At 69.3% G+C, this 23,635-nt stretch carries 17 protein-coding genes and 1 tRNA gene; 8 read left to right on the forward strand and 10 right to left on the reverse strand.

Annotated elements, in window-relative coordinates:
- Positions 1-49: 49 nt before the first annotated feature.
- The gene (locus OG912_RS22945; protein WP_327711049.1) at positions 50-1,810 is read right to left on the reverse strand and encodes a 2-isopropylmalate synthase; all 1,761 of its coding nucleotides are present in this window, start codon (positions 1,808-1,810) and stop codon (positions 50-52) included.
- A gap of 166 nt (positions 1,811-1,976) precedes the next feature.
- Here OG912_RS22945 and OG912_RS22950 point away from each other — a divergent pair, with 166 nt between their 5' ends.
- Positions 1,977-2,681 (forward strand): FadR/GntR family transcriptional regulator, encoded by a 705-nt coding sequence (locus OG912_RS22950; RefSeq protein ID WP_443061008.1) that lies wholly within the window; start codon positions 1,977-1,979, stop codon positions 2,679-2,681.
- Positions 2,682-2,755: 74 nt separating this feature from the next.
- On the opposite strand, the gene OG912_RS22955 is transcribed toward OG912_RS22950, so the two are convergent.
- Genes OG912_RS22955 through aspT (OG912_RS22965) form a run of 3 tightly spaced genes read right to left on the reverse strand, consistent with a single transcriptional unit; the run spans position 2,756 to position 7,809 of the window.
- Entirely contained in the window at positions 2,756-4,411 is a 1,656-nt protein-coding gene (locus OG912_RS22955) for a bifunctional aspartate transaminase/aspartate 4-decarboxylase (RefSeq protein ID WP_327711051.1), read from the reverse strand.
- Between the two features lie 17 nt (positions 4,412-4,428).
- Entirely contained in the window at positions 4,429-6,132 is a 1,704-nt protein-coding gene (gene aspT, locus OG912_RS22960; protein ID WP_327711052.1) for an aspartate-alanine antiporter, read from the reverse strand.
- Positions 6,133-7,809: an aspartate-alanine antiporter gene (gene aspT / locus OG912_RS22965; RefSeq protein ID WP_327711053.1), complete on the reverse strand. Its 1,677-nt coding sequence runs from the start codon at positions 7,807-7,809 to the stop codon at positions 6,133-6,135.
- 683 nt (positions 7,810-8,492) lie between these two features.
- On the opposite strand from aspT (OG912_RS22965), the gene OG912_RS22970 reads away from it, so the two are divergent.
- From OG912_RS22970 to OG912_RS22990, 5 genes are all read left to right on the forward strand, one after another.
- Entirely contained in the window at positions 8,493-9,821 is a 1,329-nt protein-coding gene (locus OG912_RS22970; RefSeq protein WP_327711054.1) for an ABC transporter substrate-binding protein, read from the forward strand.
- Positions 9,822-10,052: 231 nt separating this feature from the next.
- On the forward strand, positions 10,053-11,042 hold the full coding sequence (locus tag OG912_RS22975; protein WP_326736307.1) for a carbohydrate ABC transporter permease: 990 nt from the start codon (positions 10,053-10,055) through the stop codon (positions 11,040-11,042).
- 15 nt (positions 11,043-11,057) lie between these two features.
- Positions 11,058-11,978: a carbohydrate ABC transporter permease gene (locus OG912_RS22980; RefSeq protein ID WP_327711055.1), complete on the forward strand. Its 921-nt coding sequence runs from the start codon at positions 11,058-11,060 to the stop codon at positions 11,976-11,978.
- A 112-nt stretch (positions 11,979-12,090) separates the two neighbouring features.
- A complete protein-coding gene (locus tag OG912_RS22985; protein ID WP_327711056.1) occupies positions 12,091-13,551 on the forward strand; it encodes a GH1 family beta-glucosidase in 1,461 nt (486 codons plus the stop codon).
- Between the two features lie 272 nt (positions 13,552-13,823).
- Entirely contained in the window at positions 13,824-14,855 is a 1,032-nt protein-coding gene (locus OG912_RS22990) for a LacI family DNA-binding transcriptional regulator (RefSeq protein WP_326736304.1), read from the forward strand.
- Between the two features lie 231 nt (positions 14,856-15,086).
- Here the strand turns inward: OG912_RS22990 and OG912_RS22995 are convergent, their stop codons facing one another.
- The 5 genes from OG912_RS22995 to OG912_RS23015 all read right to left on the reverse strand — a co-directional run bounded on the left by OG912_RS22995 (position 15,087) and on the right by OG912_RS23015 (position 19,649).
- The gene (locus OG912_RS22995) at positions 15,087-16,637 is read right to left on the reverse strand and encodes an FMN-binding glutamate synthase family protein (RefSeq protein ID WP_327711057.1); all 1,551 of its coding nucleotides are present in this window, start codon (positions 16,635-16,637) and stop codon (positions 15,087-15,089) included.
- A 258-nt stretch (positions 16,638-16,895) separates the two neighbouring features.
- Positions 16,896-16,968: transfer RNA gene (locus OG912_RS23000), tRNA-His, on the reverse strand.
- A 126-nt stretch (positions 16,969-17,094) separates the two neighbouring features.
- Entirely contained in the window at positions 17,095-17,697 is a 603-nt protein-coding gene (gene orn / locus OG912_RS23005; RefSeq protein ID WP_327711058.1) for an oligoribonuclease, read from the reverse strand.
- 10 nt (positions 17,698-17,707) lie between these two features.
- Complete coding sequence (locus tag OG912_RS23010) at positions 17,708-18,928, reverse strand: helix-turn-helix domain-containing protein (protein WP_327711059.1); 1,221 nt, start codon at positions 18,926-18,928, stop codon at positions 17,708-17,710.
- A 391-nt stretch (positions 18,929-19,319) separates the two neighbouring features.
- Positions 19,320-19,649, reverse strand: a complete 330-nt coding sequence (locus tag OG912_RS23015) for a hypothetical protein (protein WP_327711060.1) — start codon at positions 19,647-19,649, stop codon at positions 19,320-19,322.
- 363 nt (positions 19,650-20,012) lie between these two features.
- Here OG912_RS23015 and OG912_RS23020 point away from each other — a divergent pair, with 363 nt between their 5' ends.
- The gene (locus OG912_RS23020; RefSeq protein WP_326736299.1) at positions 20,013-20,534 is read left to right on the forward strand and encodes a universal stress protein; all 522 of its coding nucleotides are present in this window, start codon (positions 20,013-20,015) and stop codon (positions 20,532-20,534) included.
- A gap of 540 nt (positions 20,535-21,074) precedes the next feature.
- Positions 21,075-21,647: an acetate uptake transporter gene (locus OG912_RS23025; protein ID WP_327711061.1), complete on the forward strand. Its 573-nt coding sequence runs from the start codon at positions 21,075-21,077 to the stop codon at positions 21,645-21,647.
- Between the two features lie 113 nt (positions 21,648-21,760).
- Here the strand turns inward: OG912_RS23025 and glmS are convergent, their stop codons facing one another.
- Complete coding sequence (gene glmS, locus OG912_RS23030) at positions 21,761-23,590, reverse strand: glutamine--fructose-6-phosphate transaminase (isomerizing) (protein WP_327711062.1); 1,830 nt, start codon at positions 23,588-23,590, stop codon at positions 21,761-21,763.
- Positions 23,591-23,635: the final 45 nt, after the last annotated feature.

A 23,635-nucleotide genomic window follows, 5' to 3' on the forward strand; every position in this document is an offset into this window, starting at 1 on the left:
AAAGACGTCCTCAATCGCCGGACGGGCTGGGTTTCCGCCCGGACGGGGCTCAGCGGTCCGCCCGGTTCACCGCCGACAGCACCGCCGCCACCGACGCGGCCACGCCCGACGCGTCCTGGCCCGCGCCCCAGCACACCCGCTCGCCCACCCGGCACTCCGCGAACGCCGTGACCGGCCCTCCGGCCGCCCCGTGCTCCGCGAAGTCGAGGACCGTGACCCTCACCCCGGCACCCTCCAGCGCGTCCGTGAACGCGGACACCGCACCGCCGCCCATGCCCTCGTGGTCGCCCTCCCGGCCGTCCACCCGCAGCGTGCAGACGAAGCGGTGCTCACCGGCCGGGCCGCGGTCCGTCGACCAGGAGGCCAGGGCGACCGAGCCGTCCCGTCCGGGCGCCAGGTACGTCGCCTCGAACAGGTTCCACAGGTCCTTCGGCGTGGCCTCCAGGCCGCTGTCGTCCGTCGCGTCCTGCACCGTGCGGGAGAAGTCCGCCCGCATCCTCGCCGGCAGGTCCACTCCGTGATTGCTCCGCAGCAGATGGGCGATACCGCCCTTGCCGGACTGGCTGTTGACCCGGATGACGGCCTCGTACGTACGCCCCACGTCCGCCGGGTCGATCGGCAGGTACGGCACCGACCACAGCGGCGAACCGCTGTCGCCCCGGTGCGCGAAACCTTTGCTGATCGCGTCCTGGTGCGTGCCCGAGAACGCGGTGTACACCAGGTCGCCGCCGTACGGATGGCGTGGCGGCACCGGCAGCCGGTTGCAGTGCTCGACCGTGCGGCGGATCTCGTCGATGTCCGAGAAGTCGATCATCGGGTCGACACCCTGGGCGTGCAGATTGAGGGCCAGGTTGACCAGGTCGACGTTGCCCGTGCGCTCCCCGTTGCCGAACAGGCAGCCCTCCACCCGCTGCGCCCCCGCCAGTACGGCGAGCTCCGCGCAGGCCACGCCCGTACCGCGGTCGTTGTGCGGGTGGACGGAGAGGATCACGGAGTCACGCCGGTCCAGATGGCGGTGCATGTACTCGATCTGGTCCGCGTACACGTTCGGTGTCGCGATCTCCACCGTGGCCGGCAGGTTGTGGATGACCGGCCGGTCCGGCGAGGCGTCCCACAGCTCGGTGAGGCTGTTGCAGATCTCCAGGACGAAGTCCGGCTCGGTGAGGATGAAGACCTCGGGGGAGAACTCGAACCGGATGTCCGCCCCGGGCCTCGCCCGCGCCAGCCGCTCCATCTGCCGCGCGGCATCCAGCAGCACGCCGTGCACCTCGGCCCGGCTGCGGCCGAGTACGACGTCCCGCCAGACGGGCGCGGTCGGGATGTAGAGGTGGACGACCACCCGGTCCATCCCCACGACGGACTCGAAGGTCCGCTCGATCAGCTCCGGCTTGGCCGGGGTGAAGACGACCACGGTCACGTCGTCGGGCACGGCCCCGCTCTCCGCCAGATGCCGTACGAAGCCGAAGTCGGTGCGGCTGGCGGACGGGTAGCCGATCTCGATCTCCTTGTAGCCCATCGCGACGAGCAGATCGAACATCCGGCGCTTGCGCGGGGTGTCCATCGGTTCGGCCAGGGCCTGGTTGCCGTCCCGCAGATCGACGGGGACCCAGAGCGGGGCGCGGTCGATACGGGCCTGCGGCCAGCTCCGGCCGGTCAGCGGGATGTCGACACGGTCGAACGCCGGACGGTAGCGGTGCGAGGGCATCGAGCTGGAGCGTTGCGGGTTCCAGTGCGGAGCGGCCTCGGGCACGGGCCCGAGGGGCGTGCAGATCGTGGGGAAGCTGTGCATCGGTGACAGACGGTGGGACATGGAACGGTCTCTTCTCGCATCGCCGGATGCGACCGGCACAGCACGGCACCCCGCGGCGGGGTGCCGATCGCTTCAGGCCCCGCCGCGGCAGCCGAGAAGAAGGAGACCGCGGTACGTCATGGTTCGGTACAGTAGCCAGAAACCAAGTCCTCAGACAACCTGACAGGTGAATCCCGTGTCCTCGCTCGGCCCGCTCCGCCCCAGCCCCCTGGTCGAACAGGCCACGAGTCATCTGCGCACGCAGATCACCGAGGGGCACTGGCCGGTCGGCACGAAGATCCCCGGTGAGACCACGCTCGCCAAGACGCTCGGTGTGGGCCGCTCCACCGTGCGCGAGGCGGTGCGTACGCTCGCCACGCTCGGCCTGCTCCAGTCCCGCCAGGGCGCCGGCGTCTTCGTCATCGCCGACCACGCGACGGAGGAGTGGCCGGTCCGGCTGCGCCGGGCCGCGGTCACCGACGTCTACGAGGTCCGCATGCTGATCGAGGTCCAGGCCGCCCGGCTCGCCGCGCGGCGCCGCACCGACGAGGACCTGATCGCCCTGGAGTCGGCGCTCGCGGCACGGCGGGCGGCGGGCGGCGGACCGGACGACGCGGAGTTCGTGGATGCCGACATCGCCCTGCACCGGGCGGTCGTGGCGGCCGCCCACAACCCCGTACTCACCGATCTCTTCGCCGAATTCGCCCCCGCGCTGCGGCAGGCGCTCATCGACCTGGTGGAGCTGCTCGGCCTGCGCCGCGGTGACCCCCAGCACGGCGACGCGCAGCACCTGGCGCTGGTCACGGCGGTGGTGGCGGGCGACGCGGAGGGCGCGGGCCGGGCCGCCCAGGCGGAGCTGGAACACACCCTGACCCGCCTGCGCGCCGCCTGATCCGGCCCGATCCGTACGAGAGATCCCACGGGCCTCTCGTACGGATCAGGCCGGGCTGATCCGGACGAAATTCCCTAAGCGGCCCCGGACTCCCGCCACTCCTGCGCGTACTCGTCGAAGATCGCCCGCAGTTGGTGGCCGATCTTCAGATAGTCCAGGTCGTCCAGATTGGCCAGGGAGACGCGGACCGACCACTCCGGCCCGTCGAAACCGCCGCCGTTGAGCAGCACCACGGACGTCTGCTCGGCCAGCCGGAACAGCGGGTCGACCGGCTCGTAGTTCTGCTCCAGGTAGTCGGCGAACTCCTTGCCCAGCGTGCGTTCCGCCTCGGCCAGCAGGTCCAGCTCGATGTAGTACGAGGCACGCTTGGGATCCTCGGAGATCTTCATGTGCGCGCCCTCCAGCAGGAGTTCGAGGCGCTGCCGCACGATGGCGCGGATCCGCACCTTGTACTCCTGGCCCTCGTCCAGCATGTCGAAGAGGGAGAAGAGCGTCATCATCACCTGCTGCGGCAGCGACAGGCCCGCCGTGTGGTTGAGCGCCACCTGACGGGAGTCCGCGACCAGGCGGTCGATGAACCGCATCCTCTCCGGGTGCAGGGACAGCGTCCCGTACCGCTTGCCCAGGCGCGCCTTCTCCTCGGCGCTCTGCGCGGCCAGCAGATCGTCGATGACGTTGTCGTCGTGCAGTCCGATGACACCGAGCCGCCAGCCGGTGGCGCCGTAGTGCTTGGAGTACGAGTACACGAGCAGGGAGTTGCGGGGCAGGTCGGCGGCGAGCGAGCGGAAGCCCTCGACGAACGTCCCGTAGACGTCGTCCGTCACCACGATCAGGTTCGGGTTCTGCTCGGCGACGACCCCCACGATCTGCTCGGCGACCTTCGGAGCGAGCGCGAGGGACGGCGGATTGCTCGGGTTGACGCAGCAGACCATCCGGACGGACGGGTCGGCCAGCTTGGCGATCTCCTCCGGCGGATAGCGCCACTGCCGCACCCCGGTCTCGGTGAACAGGTTCGCCTCGACGTGCACGACGTCGAAGCCGTACGTGTCCAGTTCGGGGATCTCCAGGTACGGGGTGAACACGGGCACCATCAGGGCGATGCGGTCGCCCTTGCTCAGGATCCCGTTCTTCAGCAGCGAGTCGAAGATGTAGCACATCGCGGCGGTGCCGCCCTCGGTCGCGAACAGGCTCAGGTTCTGCCCCTCCGGCGGCCGGCGGTCGAACATCTCGTCCGCCACGTACCCACGCACGACCTGCTCGACATGCGGCAGGATCCGCCCCGGCACCGGGTAGTTGTCCCCGATCGAGGAGTCCGTCAGCTCGTGGACGAACGCGTCGGGCACGAAACCGAAGCGCTCGACCGCCAGGTCGATGCTCGCCTGGAGCAGCTCGATCCCGGGCAGCTCCGGATGCGTACGCACGAAGTGCGCGAAGCGGTCCGCGCAGCCGGCCTCCTCCGGCATCCCGCCCAGGTTGTCCGCCGTCCAGACCCGGCGGGACTCGGCGAGCGCGAAGTACCCGAGCGCGTGGTACGCCTCCCGGGGGCCGGTGGCGACCCAGTTCGGGTTGCCGCGGCCCGCGTTCAGCATGGCCCGGATCGTCTTGCCCTTCTGGCCGGGCTTGTCGCTCTGTTCGGACTGGGCGATGGCGATGAATTTGTCCTTCAGCTCGAACGGGCTGAGCTGGGCGAACGAGCGGATCTCCGCACGGCTGAGGCTGGCCTTGGGCATGTCTGCGCTCCCGCGGTTCAGTGGTTGAGGATGACGATGACGGCGCCCCACACGGTCAGCAGCACATTGCCGACGGCGTACGGGATCGTGTAACCGAGCGTGGGGATCTGGGACTTGGAGGTCTCGTTGACGGCGCCGATCGCCGCCGTGGTGGTCTGGCCGCCGGCCAGCACCCCCATCAGGATCGGGAACCTGATCTTCTGGATGTAGTGCCCGACCAGGAATCCGACGATCAGCGGTACGACGGTGGCGACGGCTCCCAGGAGCAGCAGCCCCCAGCCCGCCGAGGAAAGACCGCTGGTGAAACCGGGGCCGGCGTTGATGCCGACCACCGCGACGAACATGCACAGGCCCAGGGTGTCCATGAACCACTGGGCGCCCGGCGGCACATTCCCGTACGTCGGGTACTTGCCCCGGATCCAGCCGAAGACCAGACCCATGATGAGCCCGCCGCCCGAGGTGGAGAGCGAGATCGGCACCCCGCCCGCGGTCAGCGCCGGAATACCGATGCAGCCGCCGAGGAAGATGCCGAGGCCCACCCACACCATGTCGGTCGCGAAGCTCGTCGGCACGGGCTTGCCGAGCTCCTTGCCCGCCGGGCCGACCAGCCGCTCCGGACCGGTCAGCACCACCGTGTCGCCGCGCTCCACCGGGGTGGAGAGCCGGAAGGGGAACTCGGCGCCGGCCCGGTAGATCTTCTCGATGTAGACACCGGCCATGAACGGCTCCCGGCGCAGCTCCTCGACCGTTCGCCCCAGCTGCGCCTTCTCGGACGCCACCACGTGCAGGGTCTCGGTCCGGTAGCCGAGCAGCGCCACGTCGTCCGCCTCCGGGCCCACATGCGTACGGGCGTCGAAGTCCACCAGGTCGTGCCGCAGCGCGCTGACCGCGATGGTGTCCCCGTCCCGCAGTACCAGGGACTGGGCCTGCGGCAGGATCGTTCCCTCGCGCCGGACCTGGGTGATGTAGACGCGACGGCCGAGCGCCTGCTGCTGGGCCTCGAAGTCGGCGATGCTGCGGCCGACGAGGTCGTGGCGCTCGACCGTGTAGGCGCGCAGCACGGTCTCGTAATAGCCCTCGCCCTCGTCCGGGTTCTCGTCGGGGGCGTCCAGCTCGGCCGCCAGCTCCGCGCTCTCCTTCGCCAGGTCCCGGCGGTAGAGCCGGGGCAGCACGTTGGCGAGGAGCATCGCGCAGAGGATGGTGCCGAGCGGATACGTGACCGCGTAGCCGACCGCGACCAGGTTCTGTTCGGACTTCACCTGGGCGTCGGAGAGGCCGGGCAGGGTGCCGATGGCGTCCTGGGCGACACCGATGGCCGCCGACTGGGTGAGCGCGCCGCTCATGAGTCCGGCGCCGAGGCCGGGTCCGTATCCGAGCACGACGGCGAAGAGCCAGGAGATCAGCAGCCCGGACACACAGACCACGACCGCGTTGACGACCTGGGGCAGCCCGTCCTTCTTCAGGCCCCGGAAGAACTGCGGGCCGACGCGGTAGCCGAGTGCGAACAGGAACATGATGAAGAAGAGGTTCTTCACCGTGCCGTCGATCTGGACGCCGAACTGAGCTCCCAGCACGAGTCCGGCGACCAGGCAGCCCGTGACCGCCCCGAGCGCGATCGCCTTGTAGCGGACCTTTCCGAGCAGGAACCCCAGTGCGACGACCAGGAAGACCAGCAGTTCGGGATGGGGTTCGAAGATGTTGCGGTTGAGGAAATCGATCATTCAGGCTCCCAGGACGCCGACGAGGATGGGACCGGTCAGAGGCAGCAGGAAGTTGGAGAGTGCGTACGTGATCGTGTAGCCGAGCAGCGGCACCGAGCTCTGCGCCACCTGGGTGATGGAGGTGATCGCCGGGGTCGAGCACTGCTGGCCCGCGATGGCGCCGATCAGCAGCGGCTTCTCGATCTTCAGGACCGTCAGTCCGACGATCAGGGAGATGGTCGCGGGGATCAGCACCATGGCGATCCCGGCGAACGGAAGCAGTGCGCCGTACTCCTTCAGCAGCGGCCAGGCCTGTGGCCCGGCGGTCAGCCCGGTGCAGGCGATGAAGACGGCAAGACCCAGGTCCTTCAGCGTGTTCGCGGCCTGCGGGGGGAAGGCCCCGAAGGTCTGTTTGCGGGAGCGGAACCAGCCGAAGAGCAGCCCGGAGACCAGGCAGCCGCCGCCGGTGCCGAGCGACAGCGGGATGTCGCCGATCCGGACGACGATCTGGCCGATCAGCGAACCCGCCACGATGCCGAGGCCCAGGTAGATGAAGTCCGTGGCGTCGTTCTTGACGACTGCACCGATCTTCGCGACGAGCCTGTTGAGGCCGGAACGGGCGCCGACCAGGGTCAGTACGTCACCGCGCTGCACCGTGGTCTCGGCCGATGCGGGCAGATGCTGGTCGTTGCGCAGCACATCGGTGATGTACACGCCGTCCCGGCGGAACTCGGGGTGGTCCTTCTCCAGCTGGGCGATCGTCGACCCGGCGGTGGCCTTCTCGGTCACCGCGACCTGACGGGTGGCCAGCGGGGTGTCGAGGCCGGGTACCGACGGGGTCTCCGGACCGATCTCCCGGCCGGCCTCGATGATCCCGCGCCGCCGGCCCACCAGCTGGACCAGATCGCTGAGCGTCAGCTCCAGATCGGGGGAGGGGTCCAGCAGTACGCTGCCGCGCTTGACGCCCTCTACGGTGACGGCGCCGCCGAGCGAGGCCTCCAGCTCGCCGATCCGCCGGCCGTCGGCCAGGGTCACCAGGAACGTACGGCCGACCGTGCGGGGCAGCGCCTCGCGCTCGTCGGACTCCAGCCCGCGGACGCCGCCGCGCATCTTCTCCCAGAGTTCGCGTGAGGCGTCCGCCAGGTTGATGCGCAGCAGCATCGGCATGATCTGGCTGGTGTACAGCACGATGGTGACCAGGCCGAAGAGGTAGCAGACGGTGTACGCGGTGGCGACGTGCCCCTGGTACTGGGTGATCTGGGCGGCGGTCAGGTCGTCGAGCTTGCCGATGGCCTCGGTGGCCGTACCGACCACGGCGGACTCGGTCGCCGCGCCCGCCAGGATGCCCGAGGCGGTACCCACGTCGAGGTCGAATGCCTTGGCCAGACCGAAGGCGATGCCGAGCACACAGACCAGTTCGATCAGGCACAGGGCGAAGAAGCGCAGGCTCTTGCGGTTGAGGTTGGCAAAGAACTGAGGCCCGGCCAGATAGCCCAGCGAGAAGATGAACAGCGCGAAGAAGACCGTCTTGACGTCCTCGTTCACGCTCACGTGCCGGGTGCCGATCAGCAGCGAGACGATCAGGGTGCCGCAGATACCGCCGAGAGTGATGGGGCCGACGCGGATCTTGCCCACGAGATAGCCGAGGGACAGGCAGAGGAAGAGAGCAAGTTCGGGATGGTCGCGGATTACGCCCATCCGGCGTCACCCACCCTGGGTGACAAGAGTGATCATTAGGCACATAAGGGCGAAATTAACAGAGTGTGAGATGGGTGGCATGTCCGGTTCGCCGTCGATGTGCGGAGGAGGGGCAACGGCTCTTCCCGGGGGCGTTGTTCCAGTCATCGGCCCGGCTGCTGTTCTCGGCCACCGTCCGGCGCTCGGCTTCGGGGAAAGAACGCGGAGGTGCCCCTGAGTGGCCCCTGGGTGCGACGTCCCGTTCACCTTCCGGCGGGCGCGGCCGACGGAAACGGGGGTAAGGGGAGGTGTTTCGGGGCTCTGCCGGAAATCTGGCGCCTTCGGGTCGGCTTCCCGGTGCCGGCTGCAAGATCCACTCCCAACAGGGCTTTCACCTGCGGGAATTCGGGAATCGATCGGTCCGCTTCTCATGGTTGCGCGCTTTGGCAAGCCTTCGGCCGGACACGGTCTCGTGACTTGCAGGACACGCTCGCGCAACGGAAGCGTCTTCAAGTCTTGACACCCACCCCTCCCAGGCAGCAACCTTCCGACATCGACGCATGGGAGCGCTCCCACATCGCAAGAGGAATTTTCGCGCGAACGGCACTGCCCGTGTCCTCCCCCCTGAACCATTCGGCACCCGCACCCACCAGTGCGTATGCCACGCAGTGAGCCAGTCCCACCTTGGAACAAGGAGTAGTGGAATGCGTATCACCCGCACCGTTGCCGGTCGCAGCCGCAGAGTCGCGGTTCTGGCCACCACGGGCCTGACAGCCACGGCCCTGTTGCTGACCGGCTGCAGCAGCGACTCGGACTCGTCGGACGACACGTCCTCCGATGCGAACGGGAAGATCACGCTGACCGTCGCCGACTTCGGGCAGTTCGGCTACAAGGAAGCCGGCCTCTTCGCGAAGTACCACGAGCTGCACCCGAACATCACGGTGAAGGAAGACACCACCGCCGATGAGAAGGTCTACTACCCCAAGCTGCTCCAGCAGCTGAACTCGGGCAGCGGTCTGGCCGACGTCCAGGGCCTCGAGGTCGGGCGCATCAAGGAGCTCGTCGACACGAAGGCGGACCAGTTCGCCGACCTGAGCAAGGTCATCGACGTCAACGAGTGGGTGTCCTGGAAGGAGAAGCAGGCCACCACCAAGGACGGCAAGGTGATCGGCGCGGGCACCGACATCGGCCCGATGTCGCTCTGCTACAACACCGAGCTCTTCAAGAAGGCCGGTCTGCCGACCGACCGCAAGGAAGTCGCCGCCAAGATCGCCGGGGGCTGGGAGGACTACCTCGCGCTCGGTGAGGAGTACAAGAAGAAGGCGCCCGCGGGCACGTACTTCATGGACTCCGCCAGCGCCATGTACAACGCCGTCGTCAGCTCGAACGCGAAGCAGTACTACGACGAGAGCGGCGAGGCGATCTACAAGGACAGCCCCAGCGTCAAGCAGGGCTGGGACCTGGCGGCCGAGGCCGCGGACAAGAAGCTGACCCAGGGCCTCGCCCAGTTCAGCGACCCGTGGAAGGCCGCTCTGCGCAAGAGCACCATGGCCACCGTCGCCTGCCCCGCCTGGATGGCCGGTCAGATCTCGGTGAACGCCGGTGACGCCAACAAGGGCAAGTGGGACATCACCACCGCCCCGGGTGCGACCGCCGCCAACTGGGGTGGCTCCTTCCTCGGAGTCCCGAAGGCCGGCAAGCACGTCAAGGAGGCCGGTGAGCTCGTCAAGTGGCTGACCGCCCCCGAGCAGCAGGCCGCCGTCTTCAAGGCGATCGGCAGCTTCCCGTCCAACAAGGGCGCGTACGACCTGCCCGACGTGAAGACCGCCAAGCTCGAGTACTTCAACAACGCACCGATCGGTGAGCTGTACGCCGACGAGGCCAAGTCCATCCCCGAGACCGTTCTCGGCCCGAAGGACGGCATCATCAAGGACACCATCTCCACCCAGATCAACAACATGGAGCAGCGCGGCACCAAGCCCGACGACGCGTGGAACGCAGCGACCAACGCGATCGACAAGGCGATCGGCTGACGGTCGTAGCAGCGGGCGGCCCCCGGGCCGCCCGCACCTGCGTGTCCCCACCCCATGGGGCACCGGGGGCCGAGGAGCGGTAAGCCTCGCGGAGGGCTTGCACGGGGCGACCGGGTACTTCCCGGCCGCCCCGTGGAAGCCCACCGCACGCGCGTGTCGCCGACGGCCCCGGCCCATCCCGCCCGGCCCCGTGCCCGGGTGACCAAGCAATCCAGGGAAGGACTCCCGCCCGTGGCCACCTCGACTCCCACCCGGGACGCATACGCCCCGCCACCCCCGAAGAAGCCGGCGAGCGCCCGCCGGCAGACCTGGCGCAGCCGCCTCTGGCGGTTCGACGACAAGGCGTCGCCGTACGCCTACATAGCCCCGTTCTTCCTCGTCTTCGGTGCCTTCGGGCTCTACCCGCTGATCTACACCGGCTGGATCGCCCTGCACCGGGTCGAGATGACCGGCCTGGACCAGATGGAGTGGGTCGGCTGGGACAACTTCGACAGGATCCTGCACGACTCGGAGTTCTGGACGGCCGTCAGCAACACCTTCCTGATCGGTGTCATGTCGACGGTCCCGCAGCTGCTCGTGGCCCTGGGCCTGGCGCACCTGCTGAACTACAAGCTCCGTGCCAGCACCTTCTGGCGGACGGTCATCCTCACCCCGTACGCCACCTCGGTGGCCTCCGCGGCCCTCGTCTTCGCCCTGGTCTTCCGGGCCGACGGCGGTCTGCTGAACTGGGCGCTGGAGTTCGTCGGCCTGGGTGACACCAACTGGGCCAACGGCCACTGGACGTCCAAGATCGCCATCTCCGTCATCGTGATCTGGCGCTGGACCGGCTACAACACCCTGATCTACCTCGCCGCGATGCAGGCCGTTCCGTCCGATCTGTACGAGGCCGCCTCGCTCGACGGAGCCTCGCGCTGGCAGCAGTTCCTCAAGGTGACGATTCCCTCGCTGCGGCCCACGATCCTGTTCACGATCGTCATCTCGACGATCGGTTCCATGCAGCTGTTCGGCGAGCCCCTGCTGCTGGAGGGCGGCACCCTCGGCGCGATCGGCGGCAACGAGAACCAGTACGAGACCCTCAGCATCTACCTCTACAACTACGGCTGGAACCTGGGGCATCTCGGTCCGGCCGCCGCAGTGGCCTGGGCGATGCTCGCCCTCCTGCTGATCATCGCCGCGGTCAACTGGCTCATCGGCCGCTTCGTACGCAAATCCGCGGTCTGACCGGGAGCGATATCCATGACCATCACCAGCCCCACCAAAGTCCCGGCTTCCGTCCTCCCGGCGCGCACCGCGCACCGTGCGCCGAAGCGCGCGAGCCGTTTCAAGCCCGGTGCCGGGCAGCAGCTGAAGGGCGGTCCCTTCGCCTACATCGCGCTGACCGTCGTCGGCATCGGCTCGCTGCTGCCGCTGTACTGGACCCTGGTGGCCGCGTCCCACACCCAGGACGAAGTACTGGCCTCCACCCCGCCGTTCCTGCCCGGCGACCGGTTGTTCCACAACCTCGACGCCGCCTGGAACCAGGCCCACCTGGGCAAGGCGATCCTCAACAGCTTCATCGTCTCCAGCTGCATCACGCTGGCGACGCTGTTCTTCTGCACCCTGGCCGGCTACGCCTTCGCCAAGATGCGATTCCGCGGCCGCGGCGCGCTGATGACCGGCGTCATCGCGACTCTGACCATCCCGCCGCAGCTCAGTGTCGTCCCGCTGTTCATGATGATGTCCGACCTCGGCTGGAGCGGAAGCCTGGAGTCGGTGATCTTCCCGACCCTGGTCAGCGCGTTCGGCGTGTTCTTCATGCGGCAGTACCTGACCGAGGCGCTGCCGTACGAGCTGATCGAGGCCGCCAAGATCGACGGCGCGAGCAACTTCCGCATCGTGCGCAGCGTCGTGCTCCCGGTGGCCCGTCCCGCGATGATGGTGCTGGGCATGCTCACCTTCGTCCAGGCGTGGAACGACTTCTTCTGGCCCTACCTCGCGCTGAACCAGGAGAACCCCACCCTTCAGGTCGCCCTCGGCCAGCTGAAGGCCTCCTACACCCCCGACGAGAGCATCGTGATGGCCGGCGGACTGATCAGCACGCTGCCGCTGCTCGTGGTGTTCGTCGTCTTCGGCAAGCAGATCGTCGGCGGGATCATGTCCGGCGCCGTCAAGGGCTGACATACCCCCGGTCACTTCCTCCCGGAACTCCCGTGCGACCCGTACCTGACCGCGGGTTGTACGGGCTCCGGAGTTCCACCCCCTGTCCGTCCACCCCTGGGAGCGCTCCCGCATGACTGCCGTACGACCCGACATCGCCCCGAAGCAGGCGCCCGAGGCAACGCAATTCCCGACGGGCTTCGTCTGGGGGGCGGCCACCGCCGCCTACCAGGTCGAGGGCGCCGCTGCCGAGGACGGCCGCACCCCCTCCATCTGGGACACCTTCAGCCGTACGCCGGGCAAGGTCCGCAACGGCGACACCGGAGACATCGCCGCCGACCACTACCACCGCTTCCGCGACGACGTGGCGCTGATGAAGCAGCTGGGGCTGAAGGCGTACCGCTTCTCCATCTCCTGGTCCCGCGTGCAGCCCACCGGCCGCGGACCCGCCGTCGAACGCGGCCTGGACTTCTACCGCAAGCTCGTCGACGAACTGCTCGAAGCCGGCATCGCGCCCGTCGCCACCCTCTACCACTGGGACCTGCCCCAGGAGCTGGAGGACGCCGGCGGCTGGCCGCAGCGGGTCACCACCGACCGCTTCGCCGACTACGCCGCGATCATGGCCGGCGCACTCGGCGACCGGGTCGCGACCTGGACCACCTTCAACGAGCCGTGGTGCTCGGCCTTCCTCGGATACGGCTCCGGTGTGCACGCTCCCGGCCGCACCGAGCCCGCCTCCGCCCTGCGGGCGGCCCATCACCTCAACCTCGCCCATGGCCGGGCGATCGAGGTTCTGCGCGATCAACTCCCCGCTGGTGCGCAGACCTCGGTCACCCTCAACCTCCACCAGGTCCGCCCGCTGACCGCGAGCGCGGCCGACGCGGACGCCGCCCGCCGGATCGACGCGGTCGGCAACCGGATCTTCACCGGCCCGATGCTGCGCGGTGAGTACCCCGAGGACCTGCTCGCCGACACCGCGCACCTGGTGGACTGGTCGAAGCTGGTCCAGGACGGCGACCTGGCCGCGATCTCCCGTCCGGTCGACGTCCTGGGCATCAACTACTACACGCCGACGCTGGTCTCCATGCCCGAGAAGGGCGAGAGCGGCTCTGGCAACGATGTCCACGGCGCCAGCGACCACTCCCCGTGGCCCGGCTCCGAGCACGTCGCCTTCCACCTCGCCGAGGGGAAGGAGCGCACCGCGATGGACTGGCCGATCGACCCCAACGGGCTCTACAACCTGCTCATGGACGTCACCCGCGACCACCCCGGCCTGCCGCTGATGGTCACCGAGAACGGCGCCGCCTTCGACGACTACGTCTCGCCCGAGGGCCGGGTGGAGGACCCCGAGCGGATCGCCTACCTGCACGGCCATCTCGACGCCGTGCAGCGTGCGGTGGCCGACGGAGCGGACGTGCGCGGTTACTTCCTCTGGTCGCTGATGGACAACTTCGAGTGGGCGTACGGCTATTCGAAGCGTTTCGGCACCGTGTACGTCGACTACGCCTCCCAGCGCCGCATTCCCAAGTCGAGCGCCTACTGGTACTCCGATGTGATCCGCCGTCACGCACTGCCGCAGGGCGGCCTTTCCTGACCGCACCCCGCCCGGCAGACGCTGCCGGCCGCATCACCCGCACCACCCCTGAGACCCGGCCCCGTGCCGGGTCTCAGTCGTGTCCCGGGTGCTTTCCCCCGCCCCGGCGCCGCGACCTGCGGGACCCGCTTGACCACGCGCGTAGAGTGGGAGCGCTCCCACTCTCCGGTCGGGGAGCGGCCGACCAGTCCCGTTGAGTGTCAAGGGATCCAACACCAGGACTTGGTTTGGTTATCCGACTGTGAGAAATTGACCGCGAACGGGAGGCAGCCATGGCGGCAGCGCGAGTACGGAGCGGGGGCCGGCCCACGCTCGAAGAGGTCGCGGCACGGGCGGGGGTGGGGCGCGGTACCGCCTCGCGGGTCATCAACGGCTCACCGCGGGTCAGCGCGCACACACGGGAGGCGGTGGAGGCGGCCGTCGCCGAGCTCGGGTACGTACCCAACCGCGCGGCCCGTGCCCTGGCCGGGAACCGGACGGACGCCATCGCGCTCGTCGTGCCCGAGTCCGAGAGCCGCTTCTTCACGGAGCCCTACTTCTCCGACATCGTCCGCGGAGTGGGCGCCGCCCTCGCCGACACCGAGATGCAGCTGCTGCTCACCCTCGTCGGCAGCGACCGCGAACGCCGAAGACTCGCTCAGTATCTGACCGCCCACCGGGTGGACGGCGTGCTGCTGGTCTCCGTGCACGCCGATGACCCGCTGCCCGATCTGCTGGAACAGCTCGGCATGCCCGCCGTCATGAACGGCCGCAGGTCCGCCACCGAGCCGCTGCCCTCGGTCGACTCGGACAACTTCGAGGGCGCCCGCGGCGCCGTCGAGCACCTGGTCTCCCGGGGCCGCCGCTCCATCGCCACCATCACCGGGCGGCTGGACGTCTACGCCGCCCAGCGACGCCTCGACGGCTACCGCAAGGCCGTGGCCGACGCCGGCCTCGAACCGGACGAGCGGCTGATCGCCCCCGCGGACTTCTCCGAGGAGGGCGGCGTCCGGGCCATGCGCGAACTGCTCGCCCGCCGCCCGGACGTGGACGCGGTCTTCGCCGCCTCCGACCTGATGGCCGCGGGCGCCCGCCAGGTGCTGCGCGAGGCCGGCCGGCGCATCCCGGACGACGTGGCCCTCGTCGGCTTCGACGACTCGTCCGTGGCCCGGCACATGGACCCCGCGCTGACGAGCGTGCGCCAGCCGATCGAGGAGATGGGCCGCGAGATGACCCGGGTTCTCCTGGCGGAGATCGCGGGCGAGAACACCGAGCGCCCGCAGATCGTGCTGCCGACCGAACTGGTGGTCCGGGACTCGTCTTGAGGGCGGGCCAGGGGGGAATCATGACTACACCCCGCCCTCTTTCGCGTAACCGGCGGTGAGAGCGATACGGGCGCCTTCCCGCGCTCGTCCTTCCGGGGCCCGGGGGAGGCCCGCGGCGAGCCTCCCCTGCGGGCCGGGGCCCGGGTGGCTGCGAGGGCACGGACACCCTGCCCCCCGGCTGCCCCCACCGCCGGCCCCCCTCCGGATCAGGCAGTGGGCACCGGCAACTCGTCACACGTCAGTACCGGCCTCATGGACAGGGGCAGGCTCGGCGGTGAGGAGTGCGGTGATCTCCTGGGCGAGTTCCGGGCCGAGCGCCCCCCAGCCGTCCTTGTAGCCGTAGACGCTCGCCAGGGTGCGGGCGTCGTAGTCGCCGTTCATGATCTCGATGTCGCCGGTGGTGATGAGTGCCGGGTGGGCGACGCCGACAGCGCCCGAGATCTTCAGCAGCTCCTTGCGCAGGGTGCGCAGGTAGACGGCGGCCCGAGTGGCCTTCGAGGGTGCGTCGACGCCGCGCACCAGCCACGGGTCCTGGGTGGCGATGCCGGTGGGGCACTTGTCGGTGTGGCATTTCTGCGCCTGGATGCAGCCTATGGACAGCATCGCCTCGCGGGCGACGTTGATCATGTCGACACCCAGGGCGAACGCGACGACGGCGTTCTCCGGCAGGCCGAGCTTGCCGGAACCGATGAAGGTGACGTCGTCCGTCAGACCCCGCTCCGCGAACGTGCCGTAGACGCGGGAGAAGCCCATCCGGAACGGCAGCGACACCGAGTCGGAGAAGATCAGGGGAGCCGCCCCGGTGCCGCCCTCGCCGCCGTCGACGGTCACGAAGTCGACCCCGCGGTCGCCCCGCGCCATCAGCGTGGCCAGCTCCTCCCAGAAGCTCATCTCTCCCACGGCGCTCTTGATCCCGACCGGCAGACCGGTCGCGTCGGCGATCAGCTCGACGAAGTCGAGCATCGAGTCGACGTCGTGGAACGCGGTGTGCCGAGAGGGCGAGGCGCAGTCCTCGCCGACCGGGATGCCGCGGATCTCGGCGATCTCGGGCGTCACCTTCGCGCCCGGCAGCAGCCCGCCGAGCCCCGGCTTCGCACCCTGCGAGAGCTTGATCTCGATCGCCTTGACCGGGGCGCCCGCGACCACGTCCTTGAGCCTGTCGAGGCTGAAGGTGCCGTCCTCGTTGCGGCAGCCGAAGTACGACGTCCCGATCTGGAGGATGAGGTCGCCGCCGTTGCGGTGGTACTGCGAGAGGCCGCCCTCGCCCGTGTTCTGCATCGCGCCGGCCATCGCCGCGCCCTTGTTGAGGGCCGTGACGGCCGGGCCGGACAACGATCCGAAGCTCATGGCCGAGATGTTCACGACGCTCGCCGGCCGGAACGCCCTGGCGCGCCCGCGCGGGCCGCCCAGCACCTTGGCCGAGGGCAGCGGGCTCTGCGGATCGTGCAGATCGGGCAGCGTGCCGGCGAACGTGCGCTGCTTCACGTACGCGTGCCCCTGCACGTGCTCGACGTCCACGTCGGTGCCGAACCCGAAGTAGTTGTTCTCCTCCTTCGCCGACGCGTAGATCCAGGTGCGCTGATCACGGCTGAACGGGCGCTCTTCCTCGTTGGACGTCACGACGTACTGCCGCAGCTCCGGCCCGATCTTCTCCAGCAGGTACCGGGCGTGTCCGACCACGGGGAAGTTTCTGAGCAGTGCGTGCTTCTTCTGGACGAGGTCGCGGGCAGCCACCAGCGCCACTGCTGCTGCGGCGGCCGCTCCGATACTCCGGGCGCGCATGAAACGTTCCTCTCGTCGACTGCTCGATCCGACTTCAGCGCTGCGCGGCGGACGCGGTGAGGCATGCACCGGCGTCCGGCGACGGAACGCCACATGATGCTAGAAGTCTCGTGGAGGGGCAGACGCGGCAGGGTGCGTGAGTGGAACGCGTGCGGCGTGACGTGGCCGGCCACGTCCCTGTTCACGGCGCAGGGGTACGTGGGCCCGCACATGAAGAAGGGCCGATCCGCTTTCGCGAATCGGCCCTTGATCATTCAGGGTGAGTAACGGGACTCGAACCCGCGACATCCTGGACCACAACCAGGTGCTCTACCGTCTGAGCTATACCCACCATGTCCGGGCGTTTCCGACCGGCCGAGAAAAAGTGTACAGGGTCTGAGAGGGTGCTCGCGCCCCCATTGATTCGGCGCCGGTCCCGGCCCCCGAAAGGGCCGTGACCAGCGGCTTTCCCGAGGGCCTAGGCCGAGGGCTGCGAAAGGCGCGCAGCGATCGACTTCGCGCGCTCCGAGTCCGGCCCCGGCTGCGGGACGAAGACGGCCTCGCGGTAGTACCGCAGCTCCGTGATGGAGTCACGGATGTCGGCGAGCGCGCGATGGTTGCCGTTCTTCTCCGGACTGTTGAAGTACGCCCTCGGGAACCAGCGGCGGGCCAGCTCCTTGATCGAGGACACATCGACGATCCGGTAGTGGAGGTAGCCCTCCAGCGACGGCATGTCCCGCGACAGGAAGCCGCGGTCGGTACCGACCGTGTTCCCGCAGAGCGGGGCCTTGCCGGGCTCCTTCACATGCTCGCGGACATACGCCAGGACCTTCTCCTCGGCTTCGGCCAGGGTGGTGCCCCCGGCCAGCTCGTCGAGGAGGCCCGAGGCGGTGTGCATCTGCCGCACCACCTCGGGCATGGTCTCCAGCGCCGCGTCCGGCGGGCGGATCACGATGTCCACCCCTTCGCCGAGCACGTTCAACTCCGAGTCGGTGACCAGTGCGGCCACCTCGATGAGTGCGTCTTCCGTCAACGAGAGCCCGGTCATCTCGCAGTCGATCCACACCATGCGGTCGTTCATGCGCCCCACCCTACGGGGCGCTCCGCTGTCCCGGCAGGGCCGGGCGACCCGCGGCGTACGCCTCGGAGCCCGGTTTCCCGTGCTCCCCGCGGCCCAGGTCCGGGGCAGCCGTGGACGGACCCGCCGGAGCGGGTACCGGCGCGCGACGGCCCGCGGAGGCCTGAACAGGCACCGCCGGCTCGGTCACCGTGACGACCTGCTCCGGACCACCGCTCTGCGGACGACGGGCCCGGTAGGCGGCCCGGTACGCGGCAGGCGACGAACCCAGCTGACGCCGGAAGTGTCCGCGCAGCGCGACCGGCGAGCGGAAGCCGCAGCGGCCCGCGACCTCGTCGACCGAGTAGTCGGACGTCTCCAGCAGCCGCTGCGCCTGCAGCACCCGCTGGGTGATCAGCCACTGGAGCGGCGCGCTGCCGGTGAGCGAGCGGAACCTCCGGTCGAAGGTCCGCCTGCTCATATAGGCGCGCGCGGCCAGCGTCTCCACGTCGAACTGCTCGTGCAGATGCTCCAGCGCCCAGGCCACGACCTCGGCGAGCGGGTCGGAGCCGATCTCTTCCGGTAAAGACCTGTCGAGATAGCGCTCCTGGCCGCCACTGCGCCGCGGCGGCACGACGAGCCGGCGGGCCAGCGCCCCGGCGGCCTCCGTGCCGTGGTCCGAGCGGACTATGTGCAGACAGAGGTCGATCCCGGCCGCAGTCCCGGCGGACGTGAGCACATCGCCGTCGTCGACGAAGAGTTCACGCGGGTCGACGTGCACCGACGGATAGCGCTTGGCCAGCGTCGGTGCGTACATCCAGTGCGTGGTCGCCGGGCGGCCGTCCAGCAGCCCGGCCGCGGCGAGCACGAAGGCACCCGTGCACAGCCCCACGATGCGCGCACCCTCTTCGTGGGCGCGACGCAGCGCGTCGAGCGCCTCCACGGGCGGTGGCGAGGTGATCGAGCGCCAGGCAGGCACCACGACGGTGCCGGCCCTGCTGATCGCCTCCAGCCCGTAGGGCGCGGTCAGTTCGAGTCCCCCCGTGGTGCGCAGCGGTCCCTCTTCGCCGCTGCACACGAGCAACCGATAACGCGGAACTCCCGCGTCCTGGCGGTCGATCCCGAACACCGAGAGCGGAATGGAGCTCTCGAAGATAGGGCCACCGCTGAACAACAGCACGGCGACCACCTCACGGCGTCGGCGCCCGCTCAGCTTCCGTACAGCCTCCGTTGCGGTGGCGGAGTCCTGGCTCATGACGCTAAGCCCCCCTCGGTGTTCGCGTCTCCCTGGTCCTTACGGGCCTGTCGCACCTGCACGTGTCCCCTCGGTAGTGCACGAGTCCCCAGCCTTCGACACCCAAGATCGAATCTACTGCGTCCCGTGGTGCCGCCGTGACAAGTTCACCAACCGGCTTTATGTCGACAAGGCAACCTGGCGGGAAGCATTCGATCACGAAGCGTTTCACTCGTGAGTCGTGCAGGGAAGTGCGCGTGGCGTTCATGGCCCGTCCCCATGGGGTGGAAGCGTACCGCTCGGTCTCCTTCTGCCTGCTGGCAAGGGGGCTGATCGGCCAATTCGACAAGGATTCGACTGCGCCGTGAAGTTGGCTGAAAATATACGGTCGCGTGTGCGGAAATCAGTCGTTCTACCGGCGCACTACCCGTGGGGTGCAGTCACTCCCGTGCGCCCCCTCGCCCGATCCGAGGGCCGGATCGGGCGCCGAACGGGGTGTGGACCGGGGTGCGGACAGGGAGTCCTCGCGGGCAGCCGCGCGGGCGGACCGGCGGAGCAGTACCCGGCAGGTCACGGTGATGGCGGTCAGGCCGAACGCGACGGTCGCGGCGCCGCCCGCGGAGTCGCCCTGGGCGAGCAGGACGACGGGTACCAGCAGGCAGCCGAATGCCGCCCAGCGGACCACGTCGGTCGCCGGCTGTGCGGCGGGTTCCGGATGGGTGGGGGGAACGGGTGCGGGCACGGAGTGCTCCCTGGGGCGGCTCGGGTGGCGCTCCGGTCGGTACGGAACGCGGAGGGCGCCGCAGCAGGTGTGCGGTCCATGGTCACGTGGCTAACGGACCGGGCCCCGGCCGGTCACCGATTGCGGCCGTCCGGGTCCCGTGACGTCGGTGTACCGCGCAACCGGCATTGCCATACGGGGCGGTCTCGGGCATGCTCCGTGAAACGTCGCACGCGCTTTGCGCGGGTCTGGCAGTGGAGGAGTGGCGCCGTACCCTTGGGGGTAAGGGGTTGGGAAGATGTTTCCCGGACACCACTACACCGCCCGCTGACGCACGTTCTCCACGTCGCTCTCCTCACGAGGACTCTCTTCGCCGAGACACCGATGGCCGGTCACGAAATCCCCGAACCCGCGGACCGCAAGCAGGTAGCCGACCCCAGGTCGGACCAGCAGGCGGCCGAAGAAGCATGTCATTCCTGCGATCCCGCCTTCCGGCACGGCGTCGTCGTCGGTTTCGACGGCTCGACCTCCAGTGAGCGGGCCCTCGCGTATGCCATCGGCATGGCCCGGCGGACCGGCTCCGGCCTGATCATCGTCCATGTCGCCAACCGGCTGCCGACCACCGTCTGGGCAGGCTGCGAGCCGCCCGTCTTCGTGGACGTCCCGGATCACCGCACCGAGGTCCTCGGCCTGGAGCTCGCCTGCGCGGACTACCTCTCAGAGGTGCCGTGGGTGCTCGTCGAGCGCGGCGGGGACATCTGCCACGAGCTGGAGGAGGTCGGCCGGGAGTACTCGGCCGACGCGATCGTGGTGGGCTCCACGCACGGGATCGTCGGCCGGATCTTCGGCTCGGTGGCGGGCCGGCTGGCACGCCGGGCGCAGCGCCCGGTCGTCGTCATCCCGTAGTTGCCCGCTGAACCGCTGGTTGCCCGTCGAACCGGCTGTTGCCCGTTGAACCGGTAGCTGCCCGCGGGGTCGGCAGTTTCCCGCTGAACCGGCAGCTGCCCGTCGGGTCGGCAGTTGCCTGCCAGGCCGGTAGTTGCCCGTTAAACCGGCAGTCTTCCGCCGAACCGGCGGTCTCCTGTGTCGACGGCCACCCTGTGCCTGTGTCCGCAGCCGCCCTGCGCACCCCCGCATCCTGCGCCGCCGTGCCCTGCGGCCTCCACGGGGCGTGTTCCTTCCGCCCGTTCGCCGTATCGACCGGGCGGCGGTCGGATGTGGGCCGGATGCGGGCGGTCTGTTTTTGGTCGGTTCTCAGCCCGGCAGTGATCGGCTTCGGCCAACGGCCGGTCTCTTTTCGTCACGACAGAGCGGACGTGGCGTCAACTCGCCTACGGAAACAGCACGAATGACGAAGCTACCGGTCCGTAGATGTGGATTGTGCGCTTGTGAAGGGTACATAAAAGCCACTGGAGACAGCACGATTGCATGTGAAGGGAGCCCGCCGTGGACAACGACGTCTCTGCGGGAAACACCAGCACCTCCACCCTCGGCCATCTCGCCCTGGGACTCACGCTGTTGGCATTCGGGATCGGTCACACAGGGGCCGTGGACGGGGTGACGGCGGCCGATGCCGTCTCGCTCGCGCTGTATGTCGGCGGTATCGCCCTGTTCGTCGCCGGACTCCTGGAGTTCCGCGGCGGCAACGGCTTCAACGGCACCGCCTTCGCCGGACTGGGCGCCTTCTGGTTCACCTGGGGCACCGGTGCCGACGCCCGGGTGTCGGACCATGCGGCAGGGCTGTTCCTGCTGCTCTGGGCCCTGTTCGCGCTCACGCTGACCCTCGGGGCATCAGGTCGCGGTCTGCTCGGCCAGGGGACGTACGGGCTGCTGTTCGCGGCCCTTCTGCTCCTGGGTGTCGGGCAGTTCGCGGACAGCGGCTTCCTGGGCAGGGCGGGCGGCTGGTTCGCCGCGGTGGCCGGTCTCGCCGCCTGGTACGGAGCGACCGCCGCGTCGGCCCACTGGCCGACGTCGGTGCCGAAGCGGGCTGCCGGCCGAGGAGTGACGGCCACCGGCTGAGGCAGCGGCCAGGGCCGGTCCGGGGGCGGCACCGGCCCGTACGGGAGAGCGGCCCCGTACCCACGGGCAGGATCGTGGGTACGGGGCCGCTCTTGGCGTCTGTGGCGGCGCGGCTACTCGACGGTGACGGACTTCGCCAGGTTGCGCGGCTTGTCGATGTCACGGCCCATGGCGAGGGCCGTGTGGTAGGCGAAGAGCTGGAGCGGGATCCCCATCAGGATCGGGTCCAGCTCGTTCTCGTTCTTCGGGACGAGGATCGTGTGGTCGGCCTTCTCCTGCTCGCGGTGGGCCACGGCGAGGATGCGGCCGCTGCGGGCCTTGATCTCCTCCAGGGCCGCGCGGTTCTTCTCCAGCAGGTCGTCGTCCGGCACGATCGCGACCGTGGGGAGCGCGGGCTCGATGAGCGCGAGCGGACCGTGCTTGAGCTCGGAGGCGGGATAGGCCTCGGCGTGGATGTACGAGATCTCCTTGAGCTTCAGGGAGGCCTCCAGTGCGACGGGGTAGCCCCGGACCCGGCCGATGAACATCATCGACTGCGCGCCCGCGTACTCCTCGGCCAGCTTCTTGATCTCGTCCTCCGACTCCAGGATCCGGTCGATCTGCTCGGGCAGCCTGCGCAGCCCCTCGATGATCCGCTTGCCGTCGGAGACCGACAGGTCGCGGATGCGGCCCAGGTGCAGGGCGAGCAGCGCGAAGGCGACCACGGTGTTGGTGAAGCACTTGGTGGAGACGACGCAGACCTCGGGGCCCGCGTGGACGTACATGCCGCCGTCCGCCTCGCGGGCGATCGCCGAACCGACGACGTTCACGACGCCGAGGACCCGGGCGCCCTTGCGCTTGAGCTCCTGGACGGCGGCCAGCACGTCGTACGTCTCACCGGACTGGGAGACCGCGACGTACAGGGTGTCGGGGTCCACGACCGGGTTGCGGTAGCGGAACTCGGACGCGGGCTCCGCGTCCGCGGGGATGCGGGCCAGCTCCTCGATGAGGCCGGCGCCGATCATGCCCGCGTGGTACGAGGTGCCGCAGCCCAGGATCTTGATCCGGCGGACCCCGCGGGCCTCGCGGGCGTCCAGGTTCAGGCCGCCCAGGTGCACGGTGGAGAAGCGGTCGTCGATGCGGCCGCGCAGCACGCGGTCCACGGCTTCGGCCTGCTCGGAGATCTCCTTGTGCATGTACGTGTCGTGGCCGCCCATGTCGTACGACTCGGCCTCCCACTCCACCGTGGTGGGCGTGGCCGTCGTGGTCGAGCCCTCGGTGGTGTACGTACGGAAGTCGTCGGCCTTGAGGGTGGCCATCTCGCCGTCGTCCAGCGTGACGATCTGGCGGGTGTGGGCGACCAGGGCGGCGACGTCGGAGGCGACGAACATCTCCTTCTCGCCGATGCCGAGCACGACCGGGGAGCCGTTGCGGGCGACGACGATGCGGTCGTTGAAGTCGGCGTGCATGACGGCGATGCCGTAGGTGCCCTCGACGGACTTCAGTGCCTCGCGGACCTTCTCCTCCAGGGAGTCCGCCTGCGAGCGGGCGATCAGATGGACCAGCACCTCGGTGTCGGTCTCGGAGAGGAAGACGACGCCGTCGGCGACGAGCTTCGCGCGGAGCTCGGAGGCGTTGTCGATGATGCCGTTGTGGACGACGGCGACCTGGTTGCCGGCGTCCAGGTGCGGGTGGGCGTTCTCGTCGCTCGGGGCGCCGTGGGTGGCCCAGCGGGTGTGGGCGATGCCGGTGGTGCCGGTGAAGCGCTTGGGGACCCGGGACTCCAGCTCGCGGACCCGGCCCTTGGCCTTGACCATCTTGAGCGCGGCGGGCTTGCCGGCCGCCGGCTTTCCGGTGATGACGATGCCCGCGGAGTCGTAACCCCGGTACTCCAGCCGCTGCAGACCCTCCAGCAGCAGCGGGGCCACGTCACGCTTTCCGATGTAACCGACGATTCCGCACATAGAGCCTCTGCCCTTCCATCGACGTACAGGTGCAAACAAGTAAGG

It is taken from the genome of Streptomyces sp. NBC_00464 (genome assembly GCF_036013915.1).
GTDB lineage: Bacteria > Actinomycetota > Actinomycetes > Streptomycetales > Streptomycetaceae > Streptomyces.